15 protein-coding genes are annotated in these 12,655 nt (G+C 32.8%); all 15 read right to left on the bottom strand.

All coding sequences use genetic code 11. From position 1 onward, the window contains the following. Positions 1-211 precede the first annotated feature (211 nt). The 15 genes from AAC084_RS14240 to AAC084_RS14170 all read right to left on the bottom strand — a co-directional run bounded on the left by AAC084_RS14240 (position 212) and on the right by AAC084_RS14170 (position 12,653). Entirely contained in the window at positions 212-808 is a 597-nt protein-coding gene (locus AAC084_RS14240; RefSeq protein WP_339840885.1) for a mobile mystery protein B, read from the bottom strand. Continuing rightward, entirely contained in the window at positions 799-1,260 is a 462-nt protein-coding gene (locus tag AAC084_RS14235; protein ID WP_339840884.1) for a mobile mystery protein A, read from the bottom strand. The genes AAC084_RS14240 and AAC084_RS14235 overlap by 10 nt, the downstream gene beginning before the upstream one ends. Positions 1,261-1,907: 647 nt before the next feature. Beyond that, positions 1,908-2,336, bottom strand: coding sequence for a nuclear transport factor 2 family protein (locus AAC084_RS14230; RefSeq protein ID WP_339840883.1), 429 nt, complete (start codon positions 2,334-2,336; stop codon positions 1,908-1,910). A 197-nt stretch (positions 2,337-2,533) separates the two neighbouring features. After that, complete coding sequence (locus AAC084_RS14225; protein ID WP_339840882.1) at positions 2,534-3,310, bottom strand: MBL fold metallo-hydrolase; 777 nt, start codon at positions 3,308-3,310, stop codon at positions 2,534-2,536. A gap of 62 nt (positions 3,311-3,372) precedes the next feature. Further along, positions 3,373-3,948, bottom strand: a complete 576-nt coding sequence (locus tag AAC084_RS14220; protein ID WP_339840881.1) for a Crp/Fnr family transcriptional regulator — start codon at positions 3,946-3,948, stop codon at positions 3,373-3,375. A 197-nt stretch (positions 3,949-4,145) separates the two neighbouring features. Then, entirely contained in the window at positions 4,146-5,399 is a 1,254-nt protein-coding gene (locus AAC084_RS14215) for a mechanosensitive ion channel domain-containing protein (RefSeq protein WP_339840904.1), read from the bottom strand. Positions 5,400-5,465: 66 nt separating this feature from the next. Continuing rightward, positions 5,466-5,975, bottom strand: a complete 510-nt coding sequence (locus AAC084_RS14210; RefSeq protein ID WP_339840880.1) for a DUF3124 domain-containing protein — start codon at positions 5,973-5,975, stop codon at positions 5,466-5,468. Between the two features lie 41 nt (positions 5,976-6,016). After that, positions 6,017-6,865, bottom strand: coding sequence for a universal stress protein (locus tag AAC084_RS14205; RefSeq protein ID WP_339840878.1), 849 nt, complete (start codon positions 6,863-6,865; stop codon positions 6,017-6,019). Between the two features lie 67 nt (positions 6,866-6,932). Next, entirely contained in the window at positions 6,933-7,325 is a 393-nt protein-coding gene (locus AAC084_RS14200) for a hypothetical protein (protein WP_339840877.1), read from the bottom strand. Then, positions 7,322-7,741 (bottom strand): GreA/GreB family elongation factor, encoded by a 420-nt coding sequence (locus tag AAC084_RS14195; protein ID WP_339840876.1) that lies wholly within the window; start codon positions 7,739-7,741, stop codon positions 7,322-7,324. The genes AAC084_RS14200 and AAC084_RS14195 overlap by 4 nt, the downstream gene beginning before the upstream one ends. Before the next feature lie 178 nt (positions 7,742-7,919). Further along, the gene (locus AAC084_RS14190; RefSeq protein ID WP_339840875.1) at positions 7,920-9,212 is read right to left on the bottom strand and encodes a Glu/Leu/Phe/Val dehydrogenase; all 1,293 of its coding nucleotides are present in this window, start codon (positions 9,210-9,212) and stop codon (positions 7,920-7,922) included. A gap of 246 nt (positions 9,213-9,458) precedes the next feature. Further along, complete coding sequence (locus AAC084_RS14185) at positions 9,459-10,085, bottom strand: hypothetical protein (protein WP_339840874.1); 627 nt, start codon at positions 10,083-10,085, stop codon at positions 9,459-9,461. 134 nt (positions 10,086-10,219) lie between these two features. Beyond that, on the bottom strand, positions 10,220-10,579 hold the full coding sequence (locus AAC084_RS14180; RefSeq protein ID WP_339840873.1) for a hypothetical protein: 360 nt from the start codon (positions 10,577-10,579) through the stop codon (positions 10,220-10,222). 18 nt (positions 10,580-10,597) lie between these two features. Then, the gene (locus AAC084_RS14175) at positions 10,598-11,059 is read right to left on the bottom strand and encodes a GreA/GreB family elongation factor (protein ID WP_339840872.1); all 462 of its coding nucleotides are present in this window, start codon (positions 11,057-11,059) and stop codon (positions 10,598-10,600) included. 268 nt (positions 11,060-11,327) lie between these two features. Beyond that, positions 11,328-12,653 (bottom strand): sigma-54 dependent transcriptional regulator, encoded by a 1,326-nt coding sequence (locus AAC084_RS14170; protein ID WP_339840871.1) that lies wholly within the window; start codon positions 12,651-12,653, stop codon positions 11,328-11,330. Positions 12,654-12,655: the final 2 nt, after the last annotated feature.

Below are 12,655 nucleotides of genomic sequence, written 5' to 3'. Positions count from 1 at the left end.
ATCGTTTTATTGCGAAAGTTCTCGACTATGGCAAGTAGGGCAGGCAAGGAAACTTTTTGTTTCCGTCTGGTATGCGAGTCAGCGCTTTTTCTTTTGTAATTATATTTTCTTTTTTAATTGCCAAATCCAAAAGATTTGGCGGACTCAGTAAGCAAACCCAAGCTATTAAATTAATCATTATCCGTCCTATTAGCTATAGTCCTTGGCGGCTTTAGTTTTTGGCAAAATTCATTAAAGGTTTTATGTTTCCTTTGTCAGCTTCTTGTAATGCCGTAATGTAAACTTTTCTCGTTTCGTTTGCCTTTACCATATTTGATTGATGCCACGAAAATATCTCGTTCCCAAATATCGATTCCATAATTATATCGGCCATCATTCTTGAGTGTCTTCCGTTTCCATTTGGAAAGCAATGAATAGATACTATTCTATGTTTAAATCTAATTGCTATTTCTTCAGGTGAATAAGTTTTGTTATCTAACCAATATTTTGCATCATCTAATAAGTGCCGTAATTCTATACTAATTTGAATCCATGGAATACCAATCGTTTTTTCAGATTTTCTAAATTCACCTGCCCATTTCCATACATCACCATACATTTTTTTGTGTAAGTCTTTTATGAATTTTTCTGTTAGAATTTTTTCAGGTTTAAATTTTGAATGAATAGTCCATTCGACTGCTTTTTCAATGTTTAGTTGTTCAAATTCATCCAGTTCTCTTTGAGTAGTGATAGATTTTATTTTAATACCTTCCTTTTCTTCTGCGTCCAAAGGTGTTTGTCCATCATCATATTTTAATTCTAATCCCATAATGATTTCCTTAACTCTCTTTTTATTTCAATAGCAAGGTCTTTTATGGTTTTACTTATCTTATCATCTCCAATGCCTTGGTCCTCAAGTTTCATATTTTGATTGGTCCTCAATACAATCTTTTGAGCCAGTTTTTCGGCTTTTGTTTCTATTAAATAATCAATAGTCCCATTTTTTGGGACCAATGCATAAACTAATTTTAAGTCCATAGCATTAGCTACATCTTTTAAGGAATTGAGTGTTATCGTCCCATTAGCTTCACTGTCTTCAATTCTTTTTACACCTTGTCTTGTGATATTCAGTTTGCTGCCAAGTTGGGCCATTGTCATATTAAGTGTGGTCCGGATTGTATTTATCCATCCGCGTTCTGGGACCAGAACCATTCTAGTTTGGGAAAATGGTTGAAGCTTTTGGTCCAATTGTTCAATTAAAAGTGTTCTTTTGTTTCTCATTTTTGTAAAGTCTTAAGTTTACAAAATAAAAAATATGTAAACATTTACGTTTACAAATATATAAAAAAGTCAATATATATGTTTACAAAAATAAAAATAAGTAAACAGTTAAATTTACTTATTGTGGTTCTTCCAAAATTACAGCCAAAGTATTGCGTCTATGCTTTATTGTAGTGCATTTTTATTCTTTCCATTCATCAAAAATTTTGTCGGCCGCAATTAATTCCACCAGCTATAATTCACGAATGTTTCCTCAATCTTTAATGTATCGTTCTGTAGGTTTAATAATTCAAACGGATATTCCGCAATCATACTAAATTTCGGATTCTCTTTGTCATAAACAATAATTACCAATTTTTCTTTTGGATAGTTTTCTCCTTGTTTTCCTTGAAATGTAATTCCGTTAACTTGATATTCGTATCTTGAATAATCGTGCTTGTTTTTTCCAGATTCCCATTTCGTTACTATTTTTCCGTAAGTATATCCTGTGTTCTTTTTGAGTCCACTAAAAGTTGAATAATTCTAAGAGACCATTGTTCTTTAATTTCAGATTTGCCTGATTAAAAATATGATTTAAGTTTTTTATATGCGAAGTTATGCTTGCTCTTTAATCTATTAATAGTAGCTATCTCAATAGAATCCGATTATTAATTGTCTCTAACAAATCTCACACTTGTTATCAACCCATCTTCTACTTCATAAATTGATACATATTTTGTATCAATTCCATCTTCCGTCACGATCTCGTGATTTATAACATGGTCTCCATTATTCATTTGACTTATAATCACAACTTGAATGGATTTGTCAGAAAATTTGGGTTTAAAAATGGAGCTTATGTTATCTATTCCTGTTCCTAATAATTTCTCAGGATATGTGTAGATTTTAACCTCATCCCCATAGAGTTTTATAAATTCATCAAAGTCGTGACGATTATAAAAATCCATTCGCTTATTAACAACCTCTAAAGGTGTCAGACTCGAATCATGCTCCCTGTTCTGTTTAATGTCAGTTTTATCTGAATTACATCCGATTAAGAAGGTTAGAATAAAAATGGAAAGGATTAATTTTTTCATGTGCATTTCTGTTCGTTAAGGCTATGGCAAGTAGGGCAGGTGATAAGCACTTTCGTTTCGGTTTATTAATTAGCTAAATATAAATATTTTGCTTTTATCTTTTCATCTATAAATGTCAAATTTTATATTTAGCGGACTTTGTTAATAATCACAGACCTTTCAACTAAGCACAAAGGCCCTATGTTTTTTATACATTGTTACCTACTGGCTATTTCCATCACCTCTCCATCTTGGGGAATAAGAACTTTATTTGTCAAGTTATTTTTAATCAATATTTCTCTTAGTTTTTTTCGGGTTAATGGACAATGATTTATAGATTCCATATGATTAGCGATGACTTTTCCTGATGCATTTTTAACAAACTTTAAAATATCATTTATATCCATAATAAGTTTGTTGAATAAGTCAAATTGAGCAGTTCCACAAGCTAAAACACTAATGTCAGGTTTATAAGCTTTTAGAACTTTATCCACTGACTCTGTGTAAATTGTGTCTGAACTTAAATAAATAGATTTCTGTTTAGGTAATTTTATATAAAAGCCAATTACATTTCCCATTGGTCTAGCAACAAAACCATAACCGTGTTTTGCGGGGATTCCTTCAATTGTTCCTCCTAAAAAGTTCTGTGTTTCCCAATATTTTAAAGTCTGGATAATATTTAATCCTCTTTTTCTGAAAGCTTTTTCATCTTTACTGCTACAAGTAACAGGAATGTTTTTTTTTGTTAAAAATTGAATTCCAGCTTTATCAATATGGTCAGGATGTTGATGCGTAATTAAGCAATGAGTAACTTTATTTAATATAGATTCTAGATTCTTAGGTAAAGGAACGGTTGGGTTTTTTCTTGCTTTATGTCTGAATAAAGTGAAGGAAGGCATAATTCCAATATCTCCTAACATTGGGTCAATTAAAATGACATCTTTTTTTGTTTCCAGAATCATAGTCGCATTTCGTATATGATGAATATTTAACATTTTGTGTTTTTTATGTGTTATACAAAAGTCTAAGAAAGAAGAATCATTTTCATTGATTCAAATCAAGAAGTGCGTTTTCTAATGCGACTTAACGTTTCAGGGGTTATATTTAAATAAGAAGCAATATGATATTGAGGAATAGATTGAAGCCATTCAGGTTTGTAAATGAATAACTCTCTATATAATTCCTCTGGGGTTTTGGTAATGCGATTAAACTCCAACATTTCCTTTTGTTTTAATAGTTTTTGAAATGATGATTCAACAAAGGATTTTCCACATTGATATTTTTCTAATAAATCAAAAAAAGACTTTCGGTCAATGCCTAAAACTTCCACAACAGAAAGACATTCTTGATTTTTATTAGTAGTTGAATTTTGGCTAAAGGTTAATAAATCTGAAATGAACTGTGGCTTTACATAAAAATTAATATTGATTTCTTTTTCTTGATTTGAATAATACTCCCTTACTATTCCTCTGTTAAGAAATCTAAGTTGTTTTTCTTTCGATTGAGCTTGAATTAATAAACTTCCTTTTTTATGCTCTCTAACTTCAAATAAAGAGAATAGCTCCTCTAATCCATCTTGATTTAATGAATATTCAGATTTGAAAAACTTTGATATTTCGGTGAAGCTGTTCATTTTTTTGAGCTTGCAGGTAACACATATATATGTGCAATTTTTGTTATCTAAATGAAAGATACAATTAAACTGTTAAATGCGATGTATACGGGTAATTGGACAGAATTTGATAATTAGGTATTTCATATATAAAGCCGTTTGCAAACGGCTTTATATATTTTTTGACTACTTTTTTAAATGCTAAATCTTAGTTCCGTTTAGTTCAAAGGTGCTGAAGTTACTGAAACCGGAATTTCGTATACCTGTAAGTCAAAATAGGGTAGGGCAGCCAATAAATGGTCGAAGATATCGGCCATCACATATTCATAATTCTCCCAACGTTTATCTGAACTAAATGCATAAATCTCTAAGGGTATACCTTGTGGTGTCGGTGGTAGCTGACGAACCATTAAGGTCATTCGTTTATTAATTGCAGAATGGTTCTGAAGATAATCGTTTACATACTTTCTAAATAACCCAATATTGGTAAGGTTTCGACCGTTTATCGCTAATTCTTTATTGATTTCGTTACTTGTATTGAATGTATTTATCTGTTCGGTACGGGTGATTAGATAAGGTTGTATCAGTTGTATCTTTTGAAACGCTTCTATATCTGTTTCTGACAAAAAACGAATACTTTTTTGGCTTATTATGAGTGCTCTTTTAATACGTCGCCCACCAGAAACTTGCATTCCACGCCAGTTTTTAAAAGAATCTGAAATTAAAGAATACGTTGGTATTGTGGTTATGGTCTTATCAAAATTTTGAACTTTAACGGTAGCAAGGGTAATTTCGATAACATCGCCATCGGCACCGAATTTTTCAAAAGTTATCCAATCACCAATGCGAACCATATCATTGATACTGACTTGTATGCTGGCAACAAGGCCAAGTATAGAATCTTTAAAAATCAATAATATTACAGCAGAACCTGCGCCAAGGGCTGTAAAAAATTTCCAGATCTGTACATCGGTCATAATGGCGAAAATGGTAAAAATGCCAACAACCCAGGCAAAAATCATAAATACCTGAATGTAGCTGCCCATGGGCTTATCTCTAAACCTTTCCTTCGTTTTTAAGTAATCATTTATACTTGTAAAAATGCTTTTAACTAAATAAAGTGTTAATATTACGAAGAGTACATGAATACCTTTTAGAGCCATTCGGCTACCATAGTCAAAACCAACAAATGCAAACGGAATAAATTCAAATAAAATACTAAGAGGAATAATATGTGCTACATATCGCGGAACCCTATTCGCGACTAAAAAATTATCGAAATTAGTTTTTGATTTTCGTGCTAATCTTACCGATATTGACCGCAATACCTTCCAAATTATTAAATCTAGAAAATAGGCCAATAATAAAGCCCCTATCATTAAAATTGAAAGGTTAAGGTAAGAGGCTGAAGTTTCGGTTAATCCTGTTTCTAAGAGGTAATTATATAGTAATCTGTGAATATTATCGTCCATCATGTAAAGTCAATCTGTCTAGTCTTAAAAGTTTTATCTAAGCTAACGCAAGATACGATTCTTGTTTTAGTCGATGCGTTGACCTTGGGTTGTAAATGATAAACCTTGATTGCCATATGTTGAAATCATAATACCTTCAAATACCGGTTCTTTTGACTTGGGTTTTATCTTCCAATCAAAAATAAAACTTGCTCCTGTACTCTTGTCATGATACACTTCATCAATTACAATTTCTAGGGTTTCTAAAGGGGCAACAAATATGGGTTGGTTAAAATACGTATGCAGCGGTTTTGCATTGGTATCTAAATATTTAGCTTTAGTAATGTACATGGTATCTGTTAAACTAATGTTTCTAATACTGGCGGTAATCGTAAAATTATGAGCCTTATGTTCTGAAAGGCTGTAAAGTTGTGAGCTAACCGATAGATATGAAACACCTGATTCTAGGGAATCTAAAGTGCTCATAGCTACGGTTCTTTTTTCAAAATTATCGTGATGCTGATCATCAATATCATTTATTTCTTTACACGCTACTAGAATTAAAGGTAATAGAGGAATGATAAAATATTTTCTCATTAATTGGAATAATCTGAACTGGTTGGTTTTTGTGTTGAGCATTACTTACCGTGAAGTGCTAGTACGGGTACATTCGAATAATAGCCTAGTTTATTCAATGAAAATTTACCGAAACCAAATCTTTCCCATAGCGACGGTTTTTTATCGATGAAGCTAATCATATTCGAATTTCTGATTTCTACAAAACAACTTAAGGCAGTTGCCATTTTTACATTGTGTAGGGTATTGAAATTATGTTCTATTCCCTTAAGGTGTTTGCGTATGCGGACTTTATTCCGTTTTTGCTTAAAAGTTAATTTATCGGTATCGAACTGACTTAAAACCTGAATATTGGCATTGCTGATTTTTGCTATTTCAGTAAGGTATTTTATTTCTGAAGATTTAATTTTAGTATGAAAATTTGTGGATAAAACAATTTCTTGAGGATAATTAAAACTCACATTGGCAGGTACCACCAATACCGGGCATTTTCTAATGCTTTTAATAATTTCAAGGGTGTTTTTACCATACGATTCATCTTCTTTATTATGAATTCCTTTAGCGCCCATAACAATCATATCAAACTGCAATTTTTTGTTTAGTTTTTGAATAGCGTTCAATAATAAAGTCGATTCGGAAATAACATGAAACCGATGATTTAGATTGGTATTTATATTTGATAGTTTCGTTAAAATATCGCCCAAACCTTCTTTTGAACGACCTTCAGAAATTTTATTAAATGCTTGGTCGGGATCCAACAGTGTCATATTATCAAGACCATGAGATTCTTTAGAATAAGAGTTGAGAATATAAAAATTGCAATCCTGTTTTTCATACAATTTTATTGCATACTGTATAGCATTCCACGAAGCTTTTGAAAAATCTGTTGCCAATAGTATATTCTTGTCCATGATGCTTTATTTTAAGATTAACTTGTTTTATAAACTGTTCTCTATCCCTACTACTTTAGCTACTGAATTATCTTTGAGCTTTTAATAATATTTGTGTTAATATTCTGGTTTTTAAGGTTCTATAATTTTTGATATGTGCTAAATAGGTATTACGTTTTTTTTCATGATGATTCAGGTAATAGGTATCACAGTCGGTTGTGTCGCATTCAATGGCATTACCAATTGTGCCCTCATAGCGATATAATACGCCTAAGATTAATGCATTTTCTCTACGCACACCATGTAACTGTTGATATAAATTTGAGTTATTCAACATACGGTCTTCGATATCTAAAAAATATTCAAGTTCTTCATTTAGATACTCAAGTTCCTCGGTCCAATTATTAATTTCTGTTCTATCTTTTTTCATCATAATCTTTTTGTCAGATTCATGAGGATAAAATGGTGTTGATACATTCATAGTACCATGTTTAAATTTATATATTCATTTTCTTGTTCTACTTTTTCTATCGTCAGTTTTTGTTCTCCGGATGGAAACTCCCAAAGCAACGTGTCACCTTCACTGTAGCCCATAACGGCGGCTCCCATTGGTGTAAGAATAGATATTTTATCGTTTTTTATATCACTATCCATCGGCATCACCAATTTGAATTTTTTATGCCAACCGCCATCTGATACAATAGTAACAGTGGTGTTGAATCGAATTACATCATCATACATTTCTGATGCATCACAAATAATAGCAGACTCCATTTCGCCTACTAATTTCTGAACCGACTTACGTAGCGTATCATCTTTGTAGTACCCAGAAAGATTCATGAATCTCTTAAGTAATACATATTCTTTTTTCTCTATAACCAGATTCCCGTACTTCATCTTCTTATTATTTTGGGTGTAATTAGGGTGTCTAAGAAGTAAATTCATTATCATATCGAGCGCAGTCAATAACATTAGCTAGCTGATTTTCAAATAATTTCAACTACACTAAATGTGACAATGATTCAAAAAATATACTTCTTAGACTCCCAACTTATATATTGATTATTACTTTTATTTATGGAAAAATTCCTCGTTGAACATAGGCCTCTTCTAAACGTTCTATCGCAATGATAAAGGCAGCTGTTCGCATATCGACTTTTCTCTTTTTCGAAGTTTCAAGAACATTGGTAAATGATTCTCTCATTTTCTTTTCAAGTTTTTCCATCACTTCTTCAAGCGTCCATATTTCACCGTTACGGTTCTGTAACCACTCGAAATAACTACCGATAACACCACCTGAATTACAAAGAATATCGGGTATGATATCTACACCTTTCTTCAGTAGAATTTCTTCGGCATCAACATCAGTTGGTCCGTTTGCACCTTCAGCAATTAAATAGGCTCTTATTTTACTGGCATTCTTTGCGGTAATTTGATTACCTAATGCTGCTGGTATACATATATCACAGTCTAAAGCAAAAAAGGCTGAGTTATCAATAGTACGCGCATTTGCAAAGCCTAGAATACTACCTTTATTTACTTGAGTGTATTCAAGTAGCTTATCTACATCAAAACCTTCTTCATTTACAATAGTGCCATAAGCATCTTGTACCGCTGTTAAAATAGCGCCTTCGTTAACTAAGAAATAAGCTGCCCAATACCCTACATTACCAAAACCTTGTACTATAAATTTCTTGTCCTTTAATTCAACATTGTGGTTTTCTGCCCAAAATTTAATGGTTAGAAAAACTCCGTAACCTGTGGCTCTATCTCTACCTTTTGAGCCTCCAGCACCAATAGGTTTACCGGTAACTACGTGCATGTTGGTAGAACGTTCTGCAGGTGACTTAGTAGACATATACGTATCTAAAATCCACGCCATTGTCTGCGGATTGGTATTTACATCTGGAGCAGGAATATCAAGCTCAGGACCAATATTATCGCCTAAAGCGTACGTGAACCTCCTTGTAATACGTTCTAATTCTGAATTGGTGTATTTGGTAGGGTCTATTTGAATACCACCTTTAGCACCACCATAGGGTAAGCCAGCTAAAGAGGTTTTCCAAGTCATCCACATTGCTAAAGCCTTAGCAGCATCAATATCAACGGTCGGGTGATATCGAAGTCCGCCTTTATAAGGGCCTAATGCATTATTATGTTGAACACGATAACCCGTGAAAATTTCTACTTCACCGTTATCCATACGTACCGGAAAGTGTACGACAAATTCATTATTTGTAACCTCTAATATTTTTCTAATGTTGGTATTCAAATCAATGATGTCAGCGGCATTATCGAATTGGCGCATGACATTATCAAGCATACCTTGTTTTGGTACTTTTTTTTCTGATTCTAATTTTGCTATCATTATGTTTAGTTTAATACTAATTCACTGTTAAGTTCATCACTACTGGCCATTTCATTCGATATAACTACTATTGGTTCACTAGTAATATCTAAAAAATGGGAATATTCGCTACACGATACAATCGAGCTTTTATCAGTTGTTAATGAACAATAAGGGGCGTGCCTACAAGTTGAGCAGATGCTCCGCATATAATTTTTCATCTTGCTTAGATTATGATGTTTTTAAAATTGTACTTGAATACCCTTGTTATTCAAATACGGGTTGTTTCGTTGTAAATGGAATAAAAATCAAAGCCAACATGGCAATTCCTATTATAATTAAAAAGGCAAGCTCAAGTTTGGCTAAGAGCATATTCATATCTAAAGATTTATTAGATAGCTGGGTCATGTGTTTACTTTCTTTAAGTTGAATATTGGCGAGCTCATCTAGATTTTGCGCTATTTCTTGAAGCGTTTTTATAGAAAAGACACCAACACCACCCTTTAGATTATCGTGAGATGCTAAAATCATATGCTCCGATTTTTCAAGCTTTTCAAATTGTGTTGTTAGTTCATTGAGAAGTTTATATTCTTTAGTAGTCATTTTCGTCATTCCAAAATCAAGCAGTAATTTTTCTACTTTTTTATTTTCCGATGCCACAGCGGTAAAGTCGTCATCATTAATAAAGCGGAGTTCTTTTTTGTGAAAAATATTGTTGAGCTGATAAATGTAATCCTGAACTACTACTCTGTCTTTATGAACGGAATTTACCGAGGTTTGAATAGTAGAAAAATGTCTTTGGTATAATCTATTAGAGCCTAATACCAATAAAAATGCAATGGCTAAAATGAAGCCAGTATGTATTCTTTGTTGTGTTTTAAGCTTTTTAAACATGAGTTCTGCGTTTTGTTTAAACCTAGTAAAGACAGGTAATCATTATGATGGAAACCCACCTGACCTATAATTCTATTGTAAAAAATAAAATTTCTAATAGCCAAGTGGATTACATCAACCAACTAAAAAAAGAGTTATGGGGCCATTAATTCTCCTGATGAAATAGCCTCATGATAGTCTGCTTGAATAACGGTATGGCTTCCAAAAAAACGCCCACCATCTTTTCTCTTAAACTTTATTTGAGTGGTTCCATCTTTTTTTTCTTTTACTGAGGTAACTACAACAGTAGCGCCTTCGGCTCTTTTATAATTAGCTATACCACCTCTTTTTATTATGAAATTTTCACGAGGAAAATCGATGTGTTTATACTTGTTGGTTTCGGGTTTTCCGATTTCAAAAATATCACCAACGTCAACATTTATTTGTTTTGCCGTGTCATTTTGTGCGTTCAACATACTTACTGAAAATAAAAGGGCAATTGCATATTTGATCATACCTTAATTTTTTAATGATTAATAAGTTTTTAATTTTTTTGGTTTTCTTTTATTTATGGTTGGTGTGGTTGTAGCGGCGTTATCAACTTCTTTTGATTGCTTTACTTTTTCGATTATTAGAGATATGACATCGCCAGGTAGACCGTAGGTTATTTTGTCACCTTCGGCACGGCCAATAACTGAGGCACCCAAACTGCTCACTATTGAAATTTTGTTCTCTTGAATGTTAACTTCATTCGGTGCTACTAGTTGAAAAGTTTGGCGTATGCCAGATGTACCTGCTAGTTTAATGAAAGAGTATATTTTTATGATGTCAAAAGGGATGTCTTCCGTTTCAAAAAGCATTGCGGTCGACATATTTTGATGTAGAATCTCTAAAGTATTCTTGTGTGCATAATCTTCAATTGTAACATTCGTTTCTAGATAATCTTTAATCATCAAGAATTCATTTTTTTCTAAAACAAGACTACCATACTTCATCTTTTGCTATGTATTAAATTCAACTTGCTGTTTTAAATTTTAACACTTTTAAGATTCTATTATCGAGGCTCAAAAGAGATTTAAAATTGAGGGTAAAACAGATTTGTTTATTTGTACAGATATATGCAAATGGTGTGCCTATAGTATAGATAAAAGATGTTGTAAATCATAATAAACTGATTTACAGGTGTTTAAATATTAAATTTTAATTTTGGAGATGTATGGTGGTGGGGAGAAATTACCCGCATGAGGAAATAGTACCCAGTACTTATTTTAATTTTTCACGTAAAGTTTTACGGTCTATTTGCAGAATTTCGGCAGCTTTTGTCTTATTGCCTTGGGTATGATTTAGAACGCGTAGAATATATTCTTTCTCCATTTCACGAAGAGGAAGTAACTCACTATTCGGAAAATCTATTTGATATTTTAAAAAATCGGGCAGGTCTTTGACATCAACAATACCATCAGACATGATTACGGCACGCTGTATTATATTTTCGAGTTCTCTAATATTACCAGGCCAATTGTAACGTTCTAAAATTTGTAAAGCTTCCGGAGAAATTTGTAATAACCGATCTTTAAATTCAATACCATATTTACGAATAAATTTTTCTGTTAAAAGGGGAATATCCGATTTTCGTTCGCGAAGTGGAGGAACATTAATTTCTACAACAGTTAAACGATAGTACAGATCCTCTCTAAAAGTATTGTTCTTAATATCTTCGATTAAATCTGCGTTGGTAGCTGCGATAATTCGAATATCAACTTTTTCAACCTGTCTAGATCCTACTCTTGTAATCTCTTTTTCTTGTAAGGCTCTTAATAATTTTGTCTGTACGGCCAATGAGGCAGTGCCGATTTCATCTAAAAATAAAGTACCACCTTTAGCTGCCTGAAAGAATCCGTTTCTGTTTTCGTTAGCTCCTGTAAAAGCACCTTTTAAATACCCGAAGAGCTCAGCTTCTTGTAAATTTTCTGGTATGGCAGCGCAATTGACGGCAATGAATGGCTCACGAGAGAATTTGCCAGAATAATGAATTGCTCGTGCTACCAATTCTTTTCCGGTACCACTTTCTCCTTTTATAATAACCGTGGCTTTATTATCTTTTACTCTATCAATTATATTTGTGACCTTTCGAAAAGCCTCTGACTCGCCGACCATGTCAGAATAGATATTTGGCTTTGAATTTGCTGCTTTGGTTGGGGTCTTTTTTCTTGATTTATTTTGTGAGAGGGCTTTGTCGATAGCCTCTTTAAGTTCTAATTTGGTAAATGGTTTTGTAAGATAATCGGTTGCTCCAGATTTAATAACTTCGAGCGAATCATGCACTGAAGGATAACCGGTAACTACAAGTTTCGGTATTTCTGGATAATGTTCATTGGCGAATTTCAATAATTGTAAACCATCGATTTCGGGCATTTGAATATCGGTAATGAGTAAATCGATAAAGGTATCTTTAAGAATAAATAAAGCCTCTTTTACCGATACCGCCTTATAGGTATGATAATCCATCGACTGTAAATGCCTTTGTAGCAGCTCTAGTATATCGATATCATCATCAACAATAAGAATGTTCTCTTTACGTAAATCCATAA

It is taken from the genome of uncultured Maribacter sp., assembly GCF_963977385.1.
In the GTDB taxonomy this organism is placed as follows: Bacteria; Bacteroidota; Bacteroidia; order Flavobacteriales; family Flavobacteriaceae; genus Maribacter.
The sequence above is the reverse complement of the archived record's forward strand: the minus strand, read 5'-3'. Positions and strand labels throughout refer to the sequence as shown.